The sequence below is a fragment of the Acidobacteriota bacterium genome, from assembly GCA_028875725.1.
Classification (GTDB): Bacteria; Acidobacteriota; Thermoanaerobaculia; order Multivoradales; family Multivoraceae; genus Multivorans.
In genome coordinates, this window is record JAPPCR010000006.1 from 1,644,421 (window position 1) to 1,667,374 (window position 22,954).

At 68.8% G+C, this 22,954-nt stretch carries 15 protein-coding genes; 3 read left to right on the forward strand and 12 right to left on the reverse strand.

Annotated elements, in window-relative coordinates:
* Positions 1-11: 11 nt before the first annotated feature.
* The 6 genes from OXI49_08810 to OXI49_08835 all read right to left on the reverse strand — a co-directional run bounded on the left by OXI49_08810 (position 12) and on the right by OXI49_08835 (position 7,974).
* Positions 12-1,559, reverse strand: coding sequence for an efflux RND transporter periplasmic adaptor subunit (locus tag OXI49_08810; protein MDE2690598.1), 1,548 nt, complete (start codon positions 1,557-1,559; stop codon positions 12-14).
* A complete protein-coding gene (locus tag OXI49_08815) occupies positions 1,556-4,804 on the reverse strand; it encodes an efflux RND transporter permease subunit (protein MDE2690599.1) in 3,249 nt (1,082 codons plus the stop codon). The genes OXI49_08810 and OXI49_08815 overlap by 4 nt, the downstream gene beginning before the upstream one ends.
* Before the next feature lie 23 nt (positions 4,805-4,827).
* Positions 4,828-5,391 (reverse strand): hypothetical protein, encoded by a 564-nt coding sequence (locus OXI49_08820; GenBank protein ID MDE2690600.1) that lies wholly within the window; start codon positions 5,389-5,391, stop codon positions 4,828-4,830.
* 26 nt (positions 5,392-5,417) lie between these two features.
* The gene (locus tag OXI49_08825; GenBank protein MDE2690601.1) at positions 5,418-5,840 is read right to left on the reverse strand and encodes a hypothetical protein; all 423 of its coding nucleotides are present in this window, start codon (positions 5,838-5,840) and stop codon (positions 5,418-5,420) included.
* Complete coding sequence (locus tag OXI49_08830; protein MDE2690602.1) at positions 5,837-6,466, reverse strand: sigma-70 family RNA polymerase sigma factor; 630 nt, start codon at positions 6,464-6,466, stop codon at positions 5,837-5,839. Before OXI49_08830 ends, OXI49_08825 begins: the two co-directional genes overlap by 4 nt.
* 74 nt (positions 6,467-6,540) lie before the next feature.
* Positions 6,541-7,974, reverse strand: coding sequence for an HD domain-containing protein (locus tag OXI49_08835; GenBank protein MDE2690603.1), 1,434 nt, complete (start codon positions 7,972-7,974; stop codon positions 6,541-6,543).
* A 109-nt stretch (positions 7,975-8,083) separates the two neighbouring features.
* On the opposite strand from OXI49_08835, the gene OXI49_08840 reads away from it, so the two are divergent.
* Together OXI49_08840 and OXI49_08845 are read left to right on the forward strand one after the other, a co-directional pair.
* Complete coding sequence (locus tag OXI49_08840) at positions 8,084-9,160, forward strand: tetratricopeptide repeat protein (protein MDE2690604.1); 1,077 nt, start codon at positions 8,084-8,086, stop codon at positions 9,158-9,160.
* Between the two features lie 4 nt (positions 9,161-9,164).
* Complete coding sequence (locus OXI49_08845; GenBank protein ID MDE2690605.1) at positions 9,165-11,672, forward strand: S9 family peptidase; 2,508 nt, start codon at positions 9,165-9,167, stop codon at positions 11,670-11,672.
* 65 nt (positions 11,673-11,737) lie between these two features.
* Here OXI49_08845 and OXI49_08850 read toward each other — a convergent pair whose 3' ends face one another.
* From OXI49_08850 to OXI49_08875, 6 genes are all read right to left on the reverse strand, one after another.
* Positions 11,738-15,178 (reverse strand): ABC transporter permease, encoded by a 3,441-nt coding sequence (locus OXI49_08850; protein MDE2690606.1) that lies wholly within the window; start codon positions 15,176-15,178, stop codon positions 11,738-11,740.
* Between the two features lie 4 nt (positions 15,179-15,182).
* Positions 15,183-15,884, reverse strand: a complete 702-nt coding sequence (locus tag OXI49_08855) for an ABC transporter ATP-binding protein (GenBank protein ID MDE2690607.1) — start codon at positions 15,882-15,884, stop codon at positions 15,183-15,185.
* Positions 15,877-17,241 carry a glycosyltransferase family 4 protein gene (locus OXI49_08860; protein ID MDE2690608.1) on the reverse strand — a complete coding sequence of 455 codons (1,365 nt, stop codon included), beginning with the start codon at positions 17,239-17,241 and terminating at the stop codon, positions 15,877-15,879. Before OXI49_08860 ends, OXI49_08855 begins: the two co-directional genes overlap by 8 nt.
* Positions 17,242-17,317: 76 nt before the next feature.
* Positions 17,318-18,784: a sodium:solute symporter family protein gene (locus tag OXI49_08865; protein MDE2690609.1), complete on the reverse strand. Its 1,467-nt coding sequence runs from the start codon at positions 18,782-18,784 to the stop codon at positions 17,318-17,320.
* Entirely contained in the window at positions 18,781-19,032 is a 252-nt protein-coding gene (locus tag OXI49_08870; protein MDE2690610.1) for a hypothetical protein, read from the reverse strand. Before OXI49_08870 ends, OXI49_08865 begins: the two co-directional genes overlap by 4 nt.
* Before the next feature lie 25 nt (positions 19,033-19,057).
* Positions 19,058-20,350 (reverse strand): tryptophan 7-halogenase, encoded by a 1,293-nt coding sequence (locus OXI49_08875; GenBank protein MDE2690611.1) that lies wholly within the window; start codon positions 20,348-20,350, stop codon positions 19,058-19,060.
* A 157-nt stretch (positions 20,351-20,507) separates the two neighbouring features.
* On the opposite strand from OXI49_08875, the gene OXI49_08880 reads away from it, so the two are divergent.
* On the forward strand, positions 20,508-22,901 hold the full coding sequence (locus tag OXI49_08880) for a TonB-dependent receptor (GenBank protein ID MDE2690612.1): 2,394 nt from the start codon (positions 20,508-20,510) through the stop codon (positions 22,899-22,901).
* Positions 22,902-22,954: the final 53 nt, after the last annotated feature.

The following is a 22,954-nucleotide window of genomic DNA, read 5'->3' on the forward strand; positions in this document are numbered from 1 at the left end:
CCGGGTGCCGGTCAACCTTGCGGTCGGCCGCGCGCTCCGCCCTGCCGCCTGCCCGCCGGAGCGCCAGGCGGCCTTCCCGGCGGTCCCTGGCCGCTCCGGATTCGCTCCATCATCTGGTCGATCTGCTCGTCGCTCATGCCCCACTCCTTCATGCGGGCCCGCATCATCTCCATCCGTTCGGGCGTCATCTGGCTGGGATCGAAACCGCCGGGAGGTCCACCGCGGATGCCTCCGGGGCCGCCTGGCCCGGGCCGCCCCGGTACGGCCTGCCCTGCGGCGTCGGCACCGCCAGCCGCGGCAGGTGACCCGCCGGCCGCACCTGCGGTATCGGCCGCCGGCACGGAAGTGAACATCGCAGGCGCCGCGGCCGGCCCCTCCCGCTCGTCGACCGAAATCGGCGTCTGGTCCGAGAGGCCGTCCTGTCCGACGATCACGACGTCCTCGCCCTCGCGGAGGCCGGAGAGCACTTCCAGGCTGTCGCTCTCCTCATAGCCGAGCTCGAGTTCGCGGCGCTGGGCGACGGTACCGCCCTGCCCGTCGTCGACCGCCACGTACACCGTGTCGGAAGTGCTTTCCAGGACCAGGGCCTGCTTCGGCACGACAATCGCGTTCTCGTGAACGTCCGTCTCGACAAACACGCTGGCGAACATCCCGGGCCGCAGGCGGCCCTGGGCCTGCACTTCCAGCGTGACCTTGACCGTACCGGTCGCCGCGTCGACGACCGGACTGATCCTCAGCACCCGGGCCGGAAAGCGCACCCCGGGCCAGGCCTCGACCGTCAGGTGGGCGGACTGGTCCAGCTTGAGTCGCGGCAGGTCCTTCTCCGGAAGCTGGATCGGACAGAGCAGCGGGTCGAAGTCGGAAATCCGGAACAGCCTCGCGTTGGTCGGGACATGCTCCGCGTTCTTGATCACGCGTTCGATGATCAGGCCGTCGAACGGCGCCCGGATCACGGTGTAGTCCAGCAGAATCTCGGTACCGACGATCTGGGCGGCGGCGCTCTCGAAGGTCGATCTGGCGAGGTCGTAGGCCTCCTGGCTGATGACTTCCTCGCGGTAGGACGACTGGGCCCGGTTCCAGGACAGTTCCGCCTCGGCCAGGTTGACCCGGGCGATGCCTAACTGCGCCTCGATTTCCGCGGCGTCGATGCGTGCCAGCACCTGGCCCTCCCGCACGAAATCCCCTTCCTCCACGTTCAGTTCGACGATGGGACCCGCCGTCCGAGCCACGATGTCGACCTCGTTCTCGGCCTCGAGCGAACCGTTCGTCTCCAGGTAGTCCGCGATGTCGCGTCGAATGGCGCTCGTCACCCTGACCGGAATCACGGCGGTGGGTGCCGAGCCTCCGAAGCCCGGCGGGAATCCCCCCGGAAAGCCGCCCGGCGGTCCGCCCCCCCGGCCCCCGGGACCACCTCCGGGTCCGCCCCGGCCGGCGCGGGGGTTGTCGCCGCCCGCTTCGGCGTTGGACTGCCCGCAGCCGATGCCCGCGGCGGCCACGGCCGCTATCAGCAGAAGGGCGCCGGCCGGCCGCGCCTTGCCCAAAAGTCTCTTGAGTTTCATGCCATCTTTCTCCGCGGAACGGTCGTGACCGCCCGCACAACCCGCTGGACGAAGAGCTTCACGTCGTCGACCAGGGAATAGACCGTCGGAATCACAAGCAGGGTCAGGAAGGTGGACGTCGTGAGCCCGCCCAGGATGACGAGGCCCACCGGCGCCCAGAAGGCGGCCCGACCCTCGGGCTGTCCGAACACCTGGGGCAGGAAGAAGGGCGCCACCATGGGTGACAGGCCGAGAATCGTCGTGACGGCCGTCATCAGGATGGGCCGCAGGCGATTCTTGCCGCCGAGAACGATCGCCTTGTCGCGGGCGATGCCTTCGCGCCGCAACCGGTTGATGTGATCGATCAGGACGATCGCGTTGTTCACCACGATCCCGGCCAGGATGAGGAGTCCCATGTTCGAGGAGTCGGACCGCGGCTGGCCGGCCAGGTACATGATCAGGCCGACGCCGATGAAAGCGAAGGGAATCGACAGCATGATCGTGAACGGCTGGAGAAAGTCCTCGAACAGGGCCGCCATGATCATGTAGATCAGCACGACGGCCAGGATCATCGCCAGGACGGCGCGCGATGCGTCCTCCTCGGCCTCCATGAACCTCCTGCCGAGAGACAACTCGTAGCCAGGAGGAAGCGGAACATCCCCGAGGGCCATCTGGACCGGCCGCCGAAGCATGAAGCCTGGCGTGCCGCCCGCGGCCGTGATGTCGATCTCCACCTTGGAACGGCGATTCTCCCGCTCGACCTCGGACGGCCCGCTCTGAACCTGGAACGAAGCGAGACTCGAGATCGGCAAGGTCACCGCTCCCGACTCCTCGTTCGGGTCCGACACGAGCACCGGCATCTTCTTCAACTGATCCAGCGTCTCCCGGTCCTCCTCCCGGTACTGCATGACCATGCCGATCTCGCGCTCCGCGGTCTTGAAGTACGCCAGCGAGCGGCTCGACAGCGCGCCGTTCACCGTCATCGCCACGGCCTGGCTCGACAGGCCGCCCTGGAGGGCGCGCTCACGGTTCACGGAAACCCGGATCTCGTCGTCGCCGCTCTCGAACGAGTTGTCGATGTCGCCGACGATGGGGAGCTGACGCAGCCGGTCGGTGATCCGCGGCACCAGGAGTTCGAGGGTGCCCATGTCGTCGCCGATCAGTTCCACGTCCATCCCGGATCTCCCGGAACCCGGAGGCCCGAACTCGGTTCGGGCGAGCTTGAAGAGCACGCCGACCTTCTGCGGCATCGCCTCCCGGATGAGCTCCGTGACCTCGTCCGTGGACATCTCCGAAACCTCCTCCGGCTTGAGATAGACCTCGAAGCGGTTACCGCCGCCGTACCCCCGGGTGCGGCCGCCGCCCCGCCGGACCTGGTGGGCGATGTCGGCAATCTCCCACTCGTCGCGCTTCGAGTCGAGCAACCCGTAGACCTCGTCATAGAGAGCCAGACGATCATCCATTCCCATCTGCCGCGGCGTTTCGACGAAGATGGTCAACGCTCGGCCCTGAGACGGCTGGTTGAAGCTCCGTTCGATGCTGTTGTAGAGCTGCCAAGAACCGTAGAGCAACGCGCCGATGACCATCGTGAAGATGAAGCGGTGGCGGAGGGTGAAGGCCAGCGTTGCCCCGTAGAGGTCGCTGATCCGGTCGAGCAGCTTGAACCGGCGCTTGCTCTCCGACTTGAGCAGGATCGCCGCGATCATCGGCACGACGGTCAGGGAGATGACCAGGGAGCCGAGCATGACCACGCAGACCGTGGTCCCGATATCCCCCATGAAGCGCGAGAAGCTGCCCGGTCCGCCGCCGCCGCTGCCGAAGAAGATGAGCGGCACGAACACGCACATCGTGGTCATTGTCGAGCAGATGATCGGCATCGCCACGTCGCTGGCGCCGCCCAGGGCGGCGTACTTCGCACTCGCGCCGAGGTCCTGGCGGTGCCGGAAGATCGATTCGATGACGACGATCGAGTTGTCGAGCAGCATCCCGATCGCGAGCATCAACCCCATCAGACTCATCACGTTCAGGGTGATCTCGGTGACGCCCGCCTGGCGGCCGAGATACATCATCACGAACGTCATGACCAGCGACAGCGGTACCGCCAGGGCCACCAGCAGCGTCGTCCGGAACTTGCGCAGGAACAGGAACATGAAGACGATCGCCAGGCCTCCGCCGATCAGCCCGCTGCGGCCCAGCTCGGTCAGGCCCTGGCGCACGTCGACCGAGGTGTCGTGGAAGTGGCGGAACTCGAGACCTTCGCCCTCGGGCGTCTGCTGGATGGCCTGGAGCTCGGCCTTGACCCGGCCGACGACCTCCAGCAGATTCGCGTCGGAAGCCTTGTTCACACTCAGGCTGATCGCCTCCGACCCGTTCAGGAAGCTGTACTCGTACTTGTCGGGGTAGCCGAACTTCACGTCGGCGACATCGCCCACGCGCAGGCCGTCACCGCGGATCGGCAGGTCGCGGATTTCGTCCGCCGTCCGAAACTCGCCGACGGTGCGTACCAGCAGGCGGCGGCTGCCTTCTCGCAGGTAGCCGCCCGAGACGTTCACATGGTTGCTCTGCAGAACCTGCCGTAGCTCGCGAACATCCACGCCGTGGGCGGCCATGCGGTCGGGCAGCAGCTCGATCCGTAACTCCCGGCTCAGCATGCCCCAGACTTCCGCCTGCGCCACGCCCTCCAGTCGCTCGATCCGGGGCAGGAGCACGTCCTCGACGAAGTCGTTCAGCTCGTCCTGGGTCCAGGGCGCACTGAGACTGCTCCGGAGGACCGGAATGTCCGTGCTCTCGAAACGGCGGACGTAGATCTGCTCCACATCGCTCGGCAGTTCGTTGCGCACCCGGTCGATCCGGTCGCGCACGTCGACGGCCGCCAGCTCCATGTCGGTCCCGTCCTGGAACTCGATGTCCACCGACGCCGAGCTGCCGCTGGCCCGCGAGCGGAGCAGCCGGACGCCGTTGATCGTGCCCAGGCTGTCCTCCAGCGGCCAGATGATCGACCGCGCGATCTCTTCCGGAGAGGACGACTGGTACGGCACCCGGACCGAGATGTTGGACGACTGGAAGAGAGGCAGGAACTCAAGCGGCAGGCGCGTGAGCGACAACCAGCCGAGCACCAGCACGCCCAGAGTGGCCATGAACATGGTGACACGGCGCTCGACGGCGAAGCGGATGAGCGGGTGAACGGGGACATGCGCCGCCGCCTCCTGCAGTGCCGCCTCCTGCTCCTGCGGCCCGCCGCGCACGCCAGCTGCCTGCCTTTCCATCGCGGTCTCCTTCTCCTCGACGCTCACCGGCACTCACCCAATGAGACGTCGTCACCACCGCGGCGGCGGCCACGACCGTCCTGGTTGTGATCATCGTGACGCCGGCCCCGTTGCCAGAGCTCCCGGCTCATCTTGTCGAAGCGGGCGGCCTGGTCCGGACGAAGCAGCTCTCCCACCTGCCGGTGGAAGTTCCTCTGCATGGCGCAGAACTCGTCGCGCGCACCGGTCCAGTAGCGCCGGCCTCGCACCATCGCCTCGCCGACAATCGGCTCCAGCGCCTCGATCTGCTCCGCATCGAGCTCCAGGCGCCGCGCCATGCGGTTAGTCATCTTCGACCTGTGCTCAGTGAAGGCCTCGGAACGCGCCGCATCGGCCGCGGCTTCGGGCGCCGAAGTCGCCGCCGTTTCGTTCGCGGCTTCGTCCCAGCCGCGGCAGTCGAAGTGGAACATCGACGACGGTCCGGGAGCGTGCGCCCCCCCCGTGGTGTCCTGCTTCCTCTCGGCGGCACGACGTTCCGGCAGGAGCCGGTCCGCCACCAGACCGGCCGACAGGCCCACGACCAGCACGGAACCCAGCGCGACACTCATCCACAACTTCGTGGGACCGTTCGACATCACCGTGTCCCCAACGGCTCGTAGAGAACGGCCAGCAGTTCGTAGCCGGCGTCGTCGTCGTTCATCGCCAGGCTCGCCACACCGGCCTCCTCCAGCCCCGCCACGAACGGATCCGCGTACTCGGCGGTTTCCGGAGCTTCCGGAACAGTCTCCGGAGGCATGGCCGGTGCGCCGCCGCCGAGTGTCATGACCAGCGCGGCGCCGGCCGCAAGGGCGCCGACGGGCGACAGGCGCAGGGCAAGCAACCGCCACGGCGCAGCCTGCTCCGCGCGCTCCAGCCAGGCTTCGCGACGGGCTCTGAAGCCCGCCAGGAAACCGGGCGCCGCCGGCGGCGCCGCGCACTCCTCACGCAGCCCCTCGAACAGCGCGTCGAACTCGCCTCCGGCCTCATCCGGTCGGCTCGACTTCTTCTCCTCCCTCATCGTGTACCTCCTCTACGTCCTCCTGCCTTGCCCGGCTCGCCGAGCCGGTCCCGGAGCTTCTGCCGGCCCCGATGGACCCGGATCTGCGCCGTGCCGATCGGACAGCCCAGAAGCTCCGCAATCTCCACGTACTTCATTCCCACCACATCTTTCAGTACGACTGCCGTCCGCTGGCTCTTCGGCAACCGCGACAGCTCGCGCACGAGGGCGCGCCGGAGCAGCCGCGACTCGACGGCCGACTCCGCGCCAGCCGCCGGCAGCTCGGCGAGGGCCTCCTCCCCCACGTTCCGGTCCAGCCGCTTGCCCCAGCGCGCCGACCGGCGCAGCTCGTCGTGGGCCCGGTTGATCGCGATCCGGTAGAGCCAGCTCTTGAACGCGGCCGACTCCCCAAGATCGCCCAGCTTCCGGTAGGCCACCAGGAAAGCGTCTTGCGCCACGTCCTCCGCGACTTCCCAGTTGAGTACGTAGCCGTAGACCAGCTTGCGCAGCGGCGTCTCGTAACGAAGCACCAGGGCTTCAAACGCGCTGCCGTCGCCCGCCGACGCCCGCCGAACGAACTCGGCGTCCTCGGTGGGGCCGGTCGACTCGTCGGTCGATACCGGGTCAGACAGTTTCTGTGCTGGCAAGCCATCGTCCTCTCGGTGCAGGGACGACCCGCCGGCGGCCCTTGTTTCGCTCGGCCGGTCGCCGGAGGCGCCGGTCATGGTTGCGCTCGGCCGGAGCTGCCCCGCGTGGCTCCCGAGGCGGCCCGGCGCCGGAGCAGCGAATCGAGAAACCGAAGGCCCGCGGCCCGACCCTCGAAAGTGCCATCCAGTTGTGCCTGATAGCAGCGATCGACCAGGTCCCCGATCTCGGGGCCGGACGCCAGACCGCGGTCGATCAGGTCACGACCGAGGACGAGGCGTCGCGGCGCCTGGTCCCTGACTCTCAGCGCCTCCGCCCGCGCAGCCAGCCAATCGCAGTCCTCGCAGTCTGCGGGCGGCAGCGGCGGGCGGCCCCGGGCGTCCGCGCGCGCGACGCGCACGAGACGGTCGATCCGCTTGACCCGGTGGGCCAGCCGGCGAACGGCGGCGTCACCCGCGCCACCCTGGTAGAGCTGCCGCGGTTTCAGGTGGTCGACTACCAGTCGCACGACGTCGTCCACCAGTCCGCGGCGGTTCGTCAGCCGCGCCAGGAAACTCCGTGTCGGCGTCTCGCCAGCCGCCTCGTGGCCGCGTGAGCGTAGCCGTCCGTCGACGAAGCGCGTCGTGGCGGGCTTGCCCAGGTCGTGGCAGAGACAGGCCAGGCCGACGATCAGGTCTTCCTCTGCGTCGCCCAGGCGCTCGGCCGCGAAGGCGTCCAGGACGTAACCCGTGTGGGTCCAGACGTCGCCCTCAGGATGCCATTCCGGGTCCTGCTCGCAGCCGACCGTGGCGTGGAGTTCCGGGTAGGCCTCGATCCACCCGGTAGCCTCCAGGAAGCGAAGGCCTGCTCCGATCTCGACGCCCAGGACGAGCAGCTTCCGCCACTCCTCGAACACGCGCTCGACGCTCAGCTCGCGCCAGTCCAGCCCGGAACAGAGACGCACGGTAGCTGCGTCGGCTTCGAGCCCCAGCCGGGCTACGAGCTGCATCCCGCGCAGCACCCGGAGGGGATCCTCGGGGAACCGGCGCGAGGCGTGACGGAGCCGGCCGCGCATGAGGTCCGCCCTCCCTCCGAGAGGATCGTCGACGCGGCCCGCCAGCGGTTCGTACGAGATCGCGTTGATCGTGTAGTCGCGGCGCTCGGCCGCCTCTTCGGCCGTCATTCCCGGGTCCGCGCTCACGAGGAAGTCGCGGTGGCCCGTTCCGGTGCTCACCTCGCGGCGCGGCAGAGCGATGTCGACGCGGATGTCCCTGAGCTTGAGGACGGAGAAGGCGCGGCCGACCCGGTCCACGCGCACGCCCAGGTCCGCCAGCATCCTGTCGAGATCGTCGGGCTCGATCCCGAAGGCTTCGAGATCGAACTCCTCGAACGACCGGTCGAGGAGGGCGTCCCGCACGGAGCCGCCCACCACACGGACGCAGCCGCCCCGCTCCGCCGCGGCCCGGCAGATCTGCAGCACCCTCGGCCAGGCCGGATGGTGCGCGAGGCGAGAGCCAGGATCCGCAACCACGGCTCTGTTATTCTACGAGGCCCTTCCGGGAACGAGGTCCGCCGGCGGGAGGAGGCCCGCCGCGCGCCAGCAGATCCGCCATGGGCCCGTGCGGCCGAAGGAGAAGACAATGAAGCCGATTCGCGAACCGTGGACCCTGCAGCAGCCGGCGCGGCCCGGACTCTTCGCTGCCGCCCTCGGCATCTGCCTTTCGCTCACCCTCGTCGCCCCAGGGGCGGCGCAGCTCCCGGGCACCGTGTGGGGGCAGATCTTCGACGCCACGAGCGGCGACACGCTAGAGGGCGTGGAGATCATCTTCACGAACCCCGAGGCGCCGACGTTCCGGGAGGTCCACTACTCCGGGCGGAACGGACGGTTCCGGATCATGATCAAGAACGTCGTCACGCACGAGCGCGGCGGTTTCACCGTCGAGCTGAAGAAGGAAGGCTACGTGACACGGCGCGTGGGCAACGTCCGCATCCCCGCCCGCAACGAGACCCGGCTCAGCCAGCTCCCGGGCGGCGGCGACTGGAACCTGACCTCCGAAGAGGAGGCGCTGAAGCAGCAGGCGGCGGAGTTCCAGGCCGCCGGCATCCCACAGCCCGACCAGGCCGTGGACCTGGAGGCCGAGGCCCGGGGCAGCGCGATCAAGCTCTACAACCAGGGCAGCAACGCGTTGAACTCGGGCGACTACGAGACCGCCGAGTTCATGTTCCAGAGCGCCCTCGAGAAGAAGGCGGACCTGACCTCGGCGATGGGCGGGCTCGCCCGCATCTACTCGTTCCGGGAGGACCACGTCCGGGCCGTGGAATACGCCGAGAAGGTGGCCGCGGAGGGAGAGGACCTGGAGAACATGAACCAGATCCTCTACGCCGGCTACAACGCGCTGGGCATGGACGACAAGGCCGCGGCCGCCCTGGCCTCCCTCCAGAACACGGATCCGGAGAAAGCCGCCAAGAACCTCTACAACGAGGCGGCCGATCTCTACAACGCCGGCAACATTCCCGAAGCCCTGACAAAGCTGGAGCAGGTCGTGGGTTTCAACCCGAGTCATCCTGAGGCGCTCAACATGCTGGGCCTCTGCTACGCCGCCCAGTCGGAGAACGACAAGGCCCTCGAGACGTTCAGGAAGTTCCTGGAGGTGGCGCCCAACCATCCCGAGGCGGCGACCGCTCAGGCGATGGTCGAGTACTTCGAGTCCCTGTAGCAGCTTGCCCGTTCGACCGGTCGCGGTAGCACTGGCCGCGGGCCTGCTCCTTCCCGTCCTTCCCCTCGGGGCCCAGGACGATGTCACCCTCGAACGGATCATGGCCCATCCCGATTGGCTGGGTCGCCAGCCGGAGGGCCCATACTGGAGCAGCGACGGCGGCAGCGTCTACTTCCAGCGCAAGCGCGAAGGCGAGGACGCCCGTGATCTCTACCGGGTCGACCTCGGAGCGCGAGCGCCGATCCGGGTCTCCGACCGCGACCGTGCCGGTGCGGACGCCGCCGGCGGCAACTGGGACCGCGAACGGCAGCGCCGAACCTTTGTCAAGGCCGGCGACGTCTTCGTCCGCGACGTGGACCGTGACGGCGGCCTGATCCAGATCACACGCACCGTCGCCCCGGAAAGTGCGCCCTTCTTCACCGCCGGTGGCGACCTCGCCTTCCGGCGGACCGGTGTGTGGTTCGTGCGGGAGCAGGAAACCGGCCTTCTGTGGCAGCCGTTCGACGTTCGCGCGGAAGACGAGCCGGAGCAGGCGCGCTCCGAGCAGGACGCCAGGGCCGGTTACCTGGAGCGCCAGCAACCCCGACTGCTCGAGATCGTGCGCCTGCGGCGCCAACGCGAGGAACGGAGTCTCGAGGTCTTCAGGGAGCGTCAGGCCGGCGACTCCAGCCGGCCGGCCCTGCCCCACTATTTGGGCAAGGAAGTGGAGATCGTCGCCTCGATGCTGTCGCCCGCGCTCGACCGCCTGGTTCTTCGAACCCGTCCGAAGCAGCGCGGCGAAGGTCTCCGCGACAGGATGCCGAACTACGTCACCGCCACGGGGATGGTCGACGTCGAGGAGGTGCGGCCGAAGGTCGGCACGGCGGAGGCCGCCGGCGAAACGCTGCTCCTGCTGCGGGCCGGCGACCCCGAGCCCGTGACGCTGGACGTCTCCGTGCTGCCAAACATCGCCGACGATCCGCTGGCCGACCTGCGCGCGGCGGCGCGCGAGCGGAAGGACGCCCGGGAAGCGGCGACGAAGGCGCACCCCGGTGGTGAAACCGCGGCCGAGGCCGGACCGGAACCGATCGAGGAGAAGGACGAGGAGACCCGCGAGGACGAGCCCGGACCCAGGCCGGTCCGCTTCGGCCCGGTCTCCTTCAACCGCGACGGCACACGGGCCGTCGTACAGGTCTACTCGGTCGACAACAAGGACCGCTGGATCGCCGGAATCGACCTCGGAACCGGCGACCTTGAAAGCGGCGAACTGCGCCCTCTGCATCGGAGGTCCGATCCGGCCTGGATCAACTACGCTTTTCGCGATCTTGGCTGGCTGCCGGACGACCGCACGATCTTCTTCCTGTCTGAGGAAACCGGCTACTCCCATCTCAACCTGATGGACGCGGCAACCGGTGAACGACGCCAGGTCACGGAGGGCGCCTTCGTCGTCCGTTCACCCCAGCTCTCGGCCGACGGCGCCTTTCTCTACTTCGAGGCGAACCGGAATCACCCCGGCGTTTTCGAGATCTTCCGCGCGCCCGTCGCGGAAGCAGCCGGCGCGATCGAACAGGTCACCGCACTCGGCGGGCTCAACTCCTTCCTCCTCTCGCCGGACGACCGCCATCTCCTGATCGTCCATTCCACTGCCACCCGGCCGCCCGAACTATGGCTCCAGGAGGCGTCGCCGGGTACCGAGGCCATCCCCCTGACCGACACGGCGTCGCCGGAGTTTCTGGCCATCGACTGGGTAGCGCCCCGCTTCGTCGAGGTGCCCTCGTCGCACGTCGAACACCCGATCCACGCCCGCCTCTACCTGCCGGACAGCCCCATGGAACCTCGGCGACCCGCCGTCGTTTTCGTGCACGGCGCCGGCTACCTCCAGAATGCCCACCAGGGCTGGTCCTCCTACTTCCGGGAGTTCATGTTTCACACCCTGCTCGCCCGTCGCGGCTACGTCGTGCTCGACATGGATTTCCGCGCTTCCGCCGGCTACGGCCGCGACTGGCGTACGGCGATCTACCGCCAGATGGGCACTCCCGAAGTCGAGGATCTGGCCGACGGCATCGACTACCTGGTCGCCGAGCACGGAGTCGACCGGGAGCGGATCGGCGTCTACGGCGGCTCCTACGGTGGCTTCGTCACCTTCATGTCGATGTTCCGCCGCCCCGAGCTGTTCGCGGCGGGCGCCGCGCTCCGGCCGGTGACGGATTGGGCCCACTACAATCACCGCTACACCTCGAACATCCTGAACACGCCGGAGCTCGATCCAGAGGCCTACGAACGGAGTTCGCCGATCGAGTTCGCCGAGGGCCTGCGGAAACCCCTTCTCATCTGCACGGGCATGCTCGACGACAACGTCCTGTTTCAGGACTCCGTCCGCCTCGTTCAGCGCCTCATCGAACTCGGAAAGGAGGACTGGGAACTCGCCGTCTACCCGGCCGAAGCCCACGGCTTCGTCGAGCCGTCAAGCTGGCTCGACGAGTACCGCCGCATCCTGAAGCTGTTCGAGACCCACCTGAAACCCCAGGGCTAGGACCTCTCGCGGCAGAGACTGGATGCGCCGGCGTCCCCGCCGGCATCCGGAAGCTCTGCCGCGCCTCAGCCGCCGCGAAGCGCCGGCAGCAGATCCTCCCGGGTCACGCGCCTTACCGCGGCAAGACTGGCCAGCGTGCCGGCCGCCAGCACGAGCAGGAGAGTGAGACCGAGCGAGACCCATGGCACCAGGGCGTGCCCGCCCAGGAGGTGCGGACTCACCGCGACGAGCGCTGAGGCGGCGCCCACGGTGACGCCCGCGGCCAGGAGCAGGCCGTTCTCGGCCACCACCAGCCACGCCAGGGCGCGCCGCCAGAAGCCGATCGCCTGCATGGTCGCCAGTTCGCCGCGGCGTTCCAGCAGGTTGCGCAGCAGGACCACCGAAAGGCCCAGCGTGCCGAGCAGCAGGCCGAGGCCGCCCAGGGTCTGGAAGGTGCCGAGGTAAGTGTTCTCGACCGCCTGGTACGCCTGGAGGCGCTGGGCGGTCGGGACGGCGTCGAACCCGAAGCCCGAGAGCGTCCGCTCGAGCTCCTGCATCGTCCGGTCCTGCTCGTCCGGCGGCGTACGGAACAGGAAGTAGGACGCCCCGGTCCGGCTCGGGAAGTGCTCCGCCAGGTTGGCCTCGGAGATTACGAGTTCGCTCTGGAACACGCTCTTGCGCAGGAGCCCGACGAGCCGCAGTTCGATCGTCTCGCCGCGCTCGGTCTCCATCTCGATGCTCTGGCCCAGCCCCGAGTGCAGGATCCACATGACCGAGTTGAAGTCTCCGATCGCCGGCACCACCCCGGGGCCCAGATCCTCCTCCAGCAGCGCCCACGGATTGTCCCCCGCCCCGTCGACGAGCGACTGGAAGCGGAAGCCCCCGCGCTCGACGAACCCGGGCGGCGCGCCGAGCAGCCGCGGCCGCTCCGGCTGGAACAGGTTCAGGCAACTGATGTCGTCCCCGGGCACCGTCCGAAAAGCGACGATCTCGCTCCCGCCGACGAGTTCCGACGCCTCCCTCCCGAAACCCAGGTCGTACCGGCCCTCCACGCTGGCCAGGTCGGCGAGGATGGAGACATCGGACTCGGCGACCAGGTCGAATCCCCCGGCGCCCGAGTCCAGGTTCCGCGTCTCCTCGCCGAAGCGGAGCCCATAGGCACCCACGGCCACGATGACGAACGACGCGCTCGCCACGAGGGCAGCGCAGAGCAGGCTACGGCCCGGGTTGAGCGAAGCGTTGGCGGCCGCCATGCTCGACCCGGCCCGCCAGGACCAGCCGCGAAGGGGCGCCTCGGGGCGGCGGCGGAGCCACAGCGTAAAGCCGGCGAGCCCCGCGACCAGCAGGCAGGCGCCCCCCGAGAAGAACAGGTAGGCGGCCGCCGACGCCGGGGCGGCCGCGGACCCGGCCAGCAGGGCCACCGCGAGGCCGCCGGCGATTCCCCTCGTCCAGCGCGCCCTGCGGGCCGCCGCGGAAACCGCCGCCGCCAGTTCGGCGGTCTCTCCCCGCAGCAGCCGGATGGGCGAGACCGCCGCCAGCCGGCCCACCGCGCCCCGGATCGCGAAGAACACGACAAGCAGCGAACCCGCCCCGCCCAGGGCCAGAGTCAGCGGCTCGACGTGCAGGTACAGGTGGCTCGAGCCGACGGCCGAGCGCCACAGGGTGCGGAGCGCGGCCATCATCGCGCCGGCGTAGAGCACCGCTCCGCCCAGGCCGAGCAGGACGCCCGCACCGCCGAGCAACGCGCCTTCCAGCAGGAAGCGCCGCCGCACCCGCCTGATGCCGTGGCCGAGGGCCAGCAGGAGGCCCATCTCGCTGGCGCGGCTCTCCGTTCCCAGACGGAAGAACAGGCCCACCAGCAGCGCCGCGGAGACGATCAGGAACAGGCTGAAACCGATGAACAGGCCTCCGAAATCCGTCGCGCCGGTGGCGCCGCGCAGGCCCGCGGCCTTCACCGGCTCGACCGCCAGGCCGGCCGCGTGAAGCCCGATGCTGGCCGGCGCCTCCGCTTCGAGGGCGATCCGGAGCCCCGCCGGATCGCTTCCTCCCGCCGGCAGCAACCGCAACGAGGTCAGGAGGCCGAAACGGCTGGACCAGAGCTCGGCGCCGTAGTCCAGGTCGACGAACAGCTTCGGTGTGCCCCGGTACTCGTCCCAGTACGCCTCGTCCCGGTCCCGGATACGGCCGAGATCGACCGGAAAGGTCGGATCCCAGTCGCTCATGTTGTCCGCGTCGGCGACGCCGGGAAAGTCGGGTGTCAGGTCGCGGTCCGCGGCCCAGCCCGCCATCTCGACGACCCCGGCGACCGTGGTCCGCACCGTCCGCTCGACCAACTGTTCGCGGTCGCCGACGACGAAGTAGTCGACCTCCAGCCGGTCGCCCTCTCCGATCTCGAGGTCTTCCGCCAGGAACGTGTTGACCAGCACCTCGTCCGGCCCGAGCGCGGGCGCCGGTCGACCGTCTGCGAGCCGTAGCACGCCGAGTTCCCCGGCTCTCCCGGTGTCGAGCGCGGCGATCGTCGAGTACGGCGCCTCCGAGCCGTTCTTCGCCGCGGTGCGGTTGGCGAGGTAGGTCGAGACGCCGAGCGCCTCGACGCCCGCGTCGGCCGCCAGTACCTCTACGGCCGCGGCGAGCTCCTCGCCGAACACGATCTGCGACGTGGCGACCCGCAGGTGGTCCTCCGCCTCGACGAACGCGAGGCTGAAGTCCTCCGCCCGGGCCTGGGAGCGGATCCACCGCTCAAGGTCCAGGACCGCGGCCTCGGGATCCGCCTCGGCGCCGTCTCCCGCCCCGGCGCGCTCGCCGACGAGCAGCGCGTTCGCCAGCCCGCGGCGATCCAGCTCCCGCTGGAGATCGCGCAGCCGCGCGTAACCGACCAGCGGCTGGCTCTGGTGCGGCGCCAGCCCGAAGCTCCCCACGCCAACGTCGTCGAGCACCGAGACGACGCTCAGCCGCACGCTCTCCAACTGGTCCTCCGGGTCCTTCTCCCCCATCAGACTGGCCCTAGGCGCTTCGCTCGGTCGCTCCAGATAGAGCACGACCGAATCGCCCGGCTCGACGGCGAGTGCCTCGGCGAGCGAACGATTGACCGCCAGCGACGCGAAGAGCTGGCCCTCGCGCCGGGACAGGTCGAGCGCCTCCTCGCTGCCCGGGAAGAAGGCGGAGAACTCGTCGTCGATCCCCTGCACGTTGACCCGGGCGGCACGCCGGCCGCTCTCGGGTTCGACCACGCTGCCCTGCATGAGGATGGCTGCCGACACCGGCCCGTAGCGGGCCGAGAACTGCCCGTAGGCCGCCAGCTCGTCCCGCAGGCGCTCACGGAAGAAGCCGGCGCCGAGCAGCGCGTGATCGATACCGCCCAGCCGGTCGAGGGTGAGCTGGCGCAGGCTCCCCCGCACCGAGTCGCCAACCATCAACGCGCCGGTCAGCACGGAGGTCGCGACCGCCGCGGTCAGCACCACTGCGACATTCGACCGCCAGTAGTGACGAAGACTCGGCAGGGGTCCGCCCGGACGCGCGGCGCCCATCGCCTCAGCCTCCGCCCGCCGGCTCGGACCGGTGATCCTGGATCAGGCCGGCACGCAACTCCACCCGGCGCGGCACCCTCGCCGCCAGCTCCAGGCTGTGAGTCACCACGACCAACGCGCTCTCCCCACCCGCGTGAAGCTCGAGCAGCAGATCCGCCACGTACCCGGCCGTATCCGCGTCCAGGTTGCCGGTGGGTTCGTCGCAGAGGAGCAGACTCGGCCGGTTGATCACCGCCCGCACGATCGCGGCCCGCTGGCGTTCCCCGCCCGACATCTGCGCCGGCCGATGATCGACACGGTCGCCGAGGCCGACCCGCCCCAGCAAAGTCCGCGCCCGCTCTTCCGCGTCGTCCTGCCCTTTACCCGCCGCAACCGTCGGCAACAGCACGTTCTGCAGCATCGTGTACTGCGGCAGCAGGTAGTGATCCTGGAACACCAGACCGACGCGCCGGCAACGGAACGCCGCCAGTTCGCGTTCGGGCAGGTCGTGGGCCGCCTCGCCGCCGATCCGGATGCTGCCCGAAGTCGGCGTCTCGAGCGTCGCGGCGAGGTGCAGCAGGGTGCTCTTGCCGCTGCCGGAGGGTCCCGTGACGGCCATCGCCTCTCCGGCCTCGAGAGAGAACGAGATACCCCGAAGGACCTCGACGATACCCGCCTCCGTCCCGTAGGACTTCGCGACCTGCTTGAAGCGAAGGGCTTCAGCCATGACCGGCCGATGCTACCGCCGGCCCGAGGTCGCCGCTCCGGCGCCGTGCCAGTCCCCGTCGGTACGAGGCGAGCGTGTCCGCCGCCATCAGTTCGGCCGAGTAGTGACGGCGCACACCGTCCATCCCCGAGCGACCGAGGTGGCTCCTTCGTTCCGCGTCCTGGGCCAACTGTTCGACGGCGTCCGCCAGGGCCGCCGGGTCGCCGGCCGGTACCAGCACCCCGCCGCCCGTCCGCTCGAGCATCTCAGGAAACGATCCATGGTCGGGCAGCAGGACGGGGACCCCGTTCGCCATCGCCTCGAGCGCCGGCAGGCCCTTGGCCTCGCGGTAGACGGTCGGCAGCACAAGCGCGTGCAGGCTGCACAGCAGCTCGATCTTCTCCTCACGGGAGACTTCGCCGAGCCAGTCGAAGTGGGCTTCGAGGCCCCAGTCGGCGATCCGCCGGCGTTGCTCCTCGAAGTACTTACGGTCGCGGCCGCCCAGATAACCCGCGGCGCGGAAGCGGACCCGGCCGACGCCCAGGCGGTCGCTCAGCGCCTTGAACGCCTCGGCGGCGAGATGAAACCCCTTCTCCGGGCACATCCGGGCCAGATAACCGATGACGAGAGGCGACTCCGGAGGCTCCGCCTCGCGCCCACCGTGCCCCTCGAGTTCAATGCCGAGACGCGCCACGTCGATGCCTGCCAGAGGCAGCTCCAGCAGGTCCGCCATCGTCGCCGCGTAGTAGTCGTTCGGCGCCACCAGCACGTCCACCTCCCGCACCCGCTTCCGCATCTCCTCTACCACCAAGGACTTGTGGGGCTCGTCCAGGTCTTCGAGGAAGATGTCCTCGCCCTGAAGGCCGCAGACGATCAGCGCTTCCGGCAGCGCCTCGCGCAGCCGGTGAGCCATCCCCACGAGCATCGAGTTCGTCAGGTGGACCACGTCCGGCCGGAACTCGCCGGCGAGCCACTTCGTCAGGCCCTGGAGTTCCGCCAGTTGACGGCCCTCCTCGCCCCGCACCATGGACAGCGCGAGTTCGCCGAGCTGGTGAGCGTCGGTCGCCGAGGCCGAACGAGTCACCCGGGACAGCAGCCCGGGGTTGTCGAGCAGGCGACGAATCGCTGCCGGCGCGCGACTCCAGACCGGCAGCTTCTGCTCGAGGTAGATGTTCACGGCGCCGTAGAACACGCGGCCGTAGCTCACGTTCTCCTCGTCGGTCCGCAGCGGCGTGTAGATGGGCAGCAGCAGCGCGTTGTGCCCCCTGTGCTGAAGTTCACGGACCAGGGCGTTGTCGTGAATGCAGCTCCCGCAGATCATGCCGCCGGCGCCCGCCGCCAGATAGGCGATCCGCAGCGGCTGGCCTGAATCGCTCACGTTAGGAACCTGCCGCTCACGGGATGCACCCGTGCAGCGCGTTTCCGCGCCGCACGTGACCATCGCCGTGCGCACGTCATCGGGCGCACGGGATGAAGCGCGCTACCCGCTCGGGCGCGGGCGGCCTGCTCAGCAGGGAGCCGGCGATCATGGCCAGGGTGGAACCGGCGAAGACGACGGCGACCGGCATGATCCCGGTACCGCCAACGCTGTAGTCCGGGTTGCCGATGCCCCGCACGAAGAACCAGGTCCAGAGCACGATCACGGTCAGGATCGCGGCTCCGGCCCCCGCCGCCGTACTGCGCCGCCAGTAGAGCGCGGCCACCACGACCGGCAACAGCGAGGCGAATCCGGTGAACGACCACACCGACAGAGCGAAGATGCTCCGCTCGGCGACCAGCGACAGGAGAAACACCGTCGCCACGACAACGATGACGAAGAACCTGCCCAGGCGGATCTGGCGGGACTCGTCCAGGTCTCCGCCCCAACGGTAGTGCCTCACGATGTCCTGGGTGAACATCGTGCCAAGGGAGAGGGACTGCGAATCGAGCGACGACATGATGGCCGCGAAGACGCCGGCCCCCAGGAGGCCCGCGAGCAGTTCCGGTGCGTAGAGCGCGATCATCCGTACCAGGACTGAGTTCGAGGCCGCGCCGTCGAGGCCCGGAAAGTCGATGTTCCCGAACAGACCGAGCAGCACACTCGGAATCCACACCACGGCGATGCAGACCGGATACAGCACGACCGGCGCCTTGAAGGTCGTCGCCCGCTTCGCCGACAGCCAGTGCGCGAAGATGTGGGGAAAGGTCCCCACGGACAGGGGAATCAGCGTGTAGCTGAGCAGCCGCAGGGGGTGGATCGCCTCGCCCCGGACCAGCAGATCGGGCCGGCTTTCCGCGACCCGGTCGAGCGCCACACCGACGCCACCCACCTTCGTCACGATCAGGACCGCCGTCACCGCCCCGAGCAGCATGAACATCGCGGTCTGGAACGTGTTCACCCAGGCCGTGCCGCGAAGCCCTCCGCTCGTCACGTAGCCGATCACGACCACGGACACGAGCAGGCTCCCCAGCCACGCCGGCGCCGCCCCGTCCGTTATCTGCCCGAGGACGACACCGCCTCCCATGGCGCCGATCAGGAGGTACGGCAGGAGCAGCAGGACCAGCACGACGAAGAGCAGGAGGCCGACCCCGTCCGAACCCCAGCGGGCCCGGACGAACTGCACCTGGGTCAGGAGTCCGAGGCGCCGCCCCACCGCCCAGACCCGCGTGCCGACGAAGAAGAAGACGATCGGCACCATCAGGGCGGATGACGACGCCATCAGGGAGAAGACGCCGATGCCGATCCGGTAGGACTCCGCCGAAGCGCCGAGCAGGGCGAACGACGTCATGTGCGTGCCGAACAGGGTCATCAGCAGCACGAACGGACCGATCGTCCGGCCGGCGACAAAGAAGTCCTCGCCGGTATCAGCCAGACGCCGATTGCTCCAGACGCCGATCAGCAGTACGGCCGCGAGGTACGCAAAGATGACGGTCAGGGTCATCCCGTCTCTTCCGCTCCAGTGCCGTCCCCGTCCGCAGCCAGCCTCTCGAGTGTCTCGCCGGGCCAGGCAACCCGGACCAGCCGCCACATCACGAGCACCACCGCCGCGGAGAACAGGATGTGGTACGTCAGCCCGACGGGCAAGCCCAGGAACCGGTTCGGGTCGTCCCAGAGCCAGAGGTCGTTGTGCAGCAGGTACAGCGCCGGCAGCGCCGCGTAGGCCGTGACTCGGGCCGCTCGTGCTGCCATGAATCCGCTCGGAAGGCTTCCCGGCTCAGGAGGCCTGGAGCGGCTGCGCGGCGGCTGCCGCGCGGGCACGCACCGCTTTCCCACCGCCAGCGGCCGCGAAGGTCGCCATGTCTTCGAACATCGACGTGAAGTCCAGTTCGAACACGTCGCCGATCAGGATGCGTGTGACCTTGCTCTGGTGTTGCGGATAGAGCCGCAGGAACGCGCCGACACTGAAGTTCCGGTCGTAGAAGACGTTGACCAGCTGCCGCACGGCCTCGACGCCGCGCATGAGCAGCGGCTGGAACGCTCCCAGGCGCTCGCCGGAGAGGTCGTCCGCGGCAATCGCTCCGATCGAGGCTTCGGCAGCCATCTCGCCCGACTTGAGCGCCAGGAAGACACCCGACGAGTAGACCGGGTCGATGAAAGAGAACGCGTCGCCGATCGCGATCCAGCCGTCACCCGCCATCTTCTCGATCCGGTAGGAGAAGTCCTTCATCACGGACACCGGGCGACACTGATGAGCTGGTGCGATGCGCCGCTCGATCTCGGCGCAGTTCCTGACCTCCTCGAAGAAAATCTCGTGCGGCCTGCCCTCGCGGTTGCGGATCAGGCCGTCCATCGGTCCCACGACCCCGACGCTCACGACGTCCCCGGCGAGCGGGATGTACCAGAACCAGCACTCGCCTGACTTCGTGTGCAGGATCAGGGTTGCTCCCTCGTCCTTGCCCTCGTCCCGGATCGCTCCCCGAAAGTGGGTGTAGATCGAAGCGTGGCGCAGGCCGTAGTCGACCCGGCCGAGGTCGAGTCTTCGGGCCAGGAGGGCGCTCTGTCCGGTAGCGTCGATAACGACCCGGCTGGCGAGCTCGACGGGACCCCCGTTGCCCACCGCGGTCGCGCGCACACCAACCGCGCGGCCGTCCTCGAACAGCACGTCGCGAACGTTGACGCCGCGGTGGACTTCCGCGCCCTGTTCGGCCGCCGTGTCCATCAGCAACTCGTCGAACTCGGAGCGCCGAACCTGCCAGGTGCGCGCGCTGTCGTCGCCCGGCCGTTCCTTCTCGAAGTAGAACGGCATGGACGCCTTGCCGGTCTTCGTGAAGAACTGGACGGAGTGCTTCTCGACGAAGTGGCTCTCCTGCATCGCGCGCAGGGCGCCCATCTTCTCGAACACGCCGTGGGTATCGGGCATCAGCGACTCGCCGATCTTGAAGGCCGGCACGGCCTCGCGCTCCAGCAGCAACGTGCGAAGGCCGCCGCGCGCGGCGATCGCCGCCGCCGCCGAGCCGCCCGGACCGGCGCCGATCACGATCACGTCGTAGGAGGATGCGGCAAACATCGCGGCGAGTCTACGGCAGGGAGTCGACGCCGACCACCGGCAACCTGAAAGGCCTCCGGCGCGTAGTGCCTATGTTGTAGCCTGCGCCCATTACTGACTCCGGTCGGACCCGAGTCGTTCGAGTCCGCCTGTCCGTAGCCTTGAGAGGTACTTGCCGATGCGCTTCACTCCTGCCCCGTTTCTGACCGTCACTCTCCCGCTGGCGCTCATCGCCGGCGCCGCGGTGGCCCAGGATCCCGATGACCCGGACTCCACCGTCACCGACGAGATCACCGTCACCGCGCAGCGAGTCGAGGAGGCCATCCAGGACGTGCCGATCTCGATCATCACCCGCTCGGGCGAAGAACTCGAGCAGCAGGCGATCGGCGACGTGCAGGCCCTGGCCGAGGCCTCGCCCGGCGTCGTGATCTCCGGCCAGAGCCCGACCACGGGAGAAGTCGCCATCTACATCCGGGGCATCGGCTCGAGCACGCTCGGCATCGGCACCGAGCCGACGGTCGGCTACTACGTGGACGGCGTCTACATGCCGCGACCGCAGGCCGCGGTGAACCCCTTCCTCGACCTGGAACGGATCGAGATCCTGCGGGGCCCCCAGGGCACGCTGTGGGGACGGAACTCGACCGCCGGCGCGGTGAACGTCGTAACGCGCGCGCCGGAAGGGCAATTCCATGGACGCCTCTTCACCTCGTTCTCCGAGTACGACTCGAGCGAGCCGGCTGACGGGCGCCGCTACGGCATGTCGCTCACCGGTCCGGTCTCGAGCAAGGTCTGGGGCCGCTTCACCGGCGCCACGGCCCAGGTCGAGGATCCCACCTACAACGACTTCCTGGACGCGAACGCCGACAACTTCGACGGGGTCACGCTGCGGGGTTCGCTCACCTTCCTGCCCTCCGACTCCCTGACCTTCACGATTCGCGCCGACAGCACGGACGACGACGCACATGCGAACTTCCCCTTCAAGCCGTTCGAGGTGTCCCCCTACAGCACGGTGGGAACACTGAACCGGTTCTACGGGTACTCCGAGCCGGCCGACGTCCATCGCATCTCGACCGAAACCCCGGCGCTGTCCCTCTACGAGGAGTCCGGCTTCTCGTTGACGGTGAACAAGGCGATGGCGAGCGGCACGAGCCTGACCTCGATCAGCAGCTGGCGCGAGTTCGATTCACGGCGAGACGCGGACATCGACGGCTCACCACACGTCTTCGTCACCAACGCCGCAACCCTCAACTCCCAGTGGTGGTCGCAGGAGCTACAGCTCAGCGGCGCCAGCGAGCGCGCCAACTGGGTGGCCGGCGCCTATGCCTTCGACGAGGAGAGCGGGACGCACGTCAACAACATCACCGACACGGCACTGCTCGGCGTCTGGCTGTTCGCGAACAGTCCCCAGACCTTCCTCTTCGACCCGACGAACTACTGTTCGCTTGGCTTCCTGGCGCCGCCGTTCCTGTGCGGCCCGGCCTACTACAACGCCATCGCACCGTTTATCGGCCTTCCCCTTCCGGGAACCCCGACACCACTGCCGTTCGAAAGCAACGTCGACTCGTCGCTCTACGCGGCCTACGGCCAAGTCGACTGGCATCTTGGCGACCGGGTCAGCCTGACCACCGGAGCGCGCTACACGGCCGACGAGAAGGACCACAGACAGGCCGCCCTCAACTTCCAGACATTCATGCCGGAACTCCAGCAACTCAGCGACAGCTGGAGCGCGTTGACGCCAAAGCTGGGGCTCGAGGTCCGGCCCCGGGAGAACGTGATGCTCTACGGCGCGGTGACCGCCGGCTACAAGAGCGGCGGCTACAACTCGGTCTCGCTGCAACCGGCCTTCGACGAGGAGACGGTGACGAGTTTCGAGATCGGCATCAAGTCCTCCCTCGCCGACCGCAAGGTGAGGATCAGCGCCGCCGCCTTCAACTACGACTACGACGATCTGCAGGTGGCGGTGCTCTACCCTGATCGCTCGGTGGTCGAGAACGCGGCCAAGGCTCGTATCCGGGGTCTCGACTTCGAACTCTCGGCACGGCCGAACCCGCGCTTCGCCTTCGATCTCTCGCTGGAACTCCTCGACGACGAGTTCACCCGGTTCACGACGCTCGATCCCTTTCTCCAGGCCCAGTTCGTGGAGCAGTTGCTGGCCGCGGGCCTGATCGATCCGAGCCAGGTGCTTCTGGGCGGCGGCGGCGCGCTTCCGATCGAGCCTAGCGACCTCTCCGGTAACGGGCTGCCGCGGGCGCCGGATTTCTCCGCCACCGCCTCATTGCGCTACACGTTCGACCTCGGCAGCAGCGGTTCGCTGACCGCCCGCGGCGAGTACCAGCACACCGACGACGTGGCCTTCGACGCCTTCGAGCGCTTCATCCAGCCCTCCTACGGCCTCTTCCACGCCCAGTTGCGCTGGACCTCGGCGCAGGGCCGGATGTTCCTGGCGGCCTACGGACGGAATCTCGGCGACGAGGAGTACCGGCTCAGCCAGTTCTTCGTGAACTACACCGGGTCGCTCGCGGTCTGGGCGCCGCCGACGGAGGTCGGCCTGCAGCTGGGCTTCGACTTCTAGGAGCCTCCGTCGCAGAACGCAGCGAAGCAAGTTCGCGGCGCAGGCTCCGCCGT

Bases quoted from the DNA above. Each gene is read 5' to 3' on its own strand.
- OXI49_08820 (MDE2690600.1), bottom strand. From the start codon at position 5,391: ATGAGTGTCGCGCTGGGTTCCGTGCTGGTCGTGGGCCTGTCGGCCGGT.
- OXI49_08825 (MDE2690601.1), bottom strand. From the start codon at position 5,840: ATGAGGGAGGAGAAGAAGTCGAGCCGACCGGATGAGGCCGGAGGCGAG.
- OXI49_08810 (MDE2690598.1), bottom strand. From the start codon at position 1,559: ATGAAACTCAAGAGACTTTTGGGCAAGGCGCGGCCGGCCGGCGCCCTT.
- OXI49_08870 (MDE2690610.1), bottom strand. From the start codon at position 19,032: ATGGCAGCACGAGCGGCCCGAGTCACGGCCTACGCGGCGCTGCCGGCG.
- OXI49_08875 (MDE2690611.1), bottom strand. From the start codon at position 20,350: ATGTTTGCCGCATCCTCCTACGACGTGATCGTGATCGGCGCCGGTCCG.
- OXI49_08855 (MDE2690607.1), bottom strand. From the start codon at position 15,884: ATGGCTGAAGCCCTTCGCTTCAAGCAGGTCGCGAAGTCCTACGGGACG.
- OXI49_08815 (MDE2690599.1), bottom strand. From the start codon at position 4,804: ATGGAAAGGCAGGCAGCTGGCGTGCGCGGCGGGCCGCAGGAGCAGGAG.
- OXI49_08880 (MDE2690612.1), top strand. From the start codon at position 20,508: ATGCGCTTCACTCCTGCCCCGTTTCTGACCGTCACTCTCCCGCTGGCG.
- OXI49_08850 (MDE2690606.1), bottom strand. From the start codon at position 15,178: ATGGGCGCCGCGCGTCCGGGCGGACCCCTGCCGAGTCTTCGTCACTAC.
- OXI49_08840 (MDE2690604.1), top strand. From the start codon at position 8,084: ATGAAGCCGATTCGCGAACCGTGGACCCTGCAGCAGCCGGCGCGGCCC.
- OXI49_08865 (MDE2690609.1), bottom strand. From the start codon at position 18,784: ATGACCCTGACCGTCATCTTTGCGTACCTCGCGGCCGTACTGCTGATC.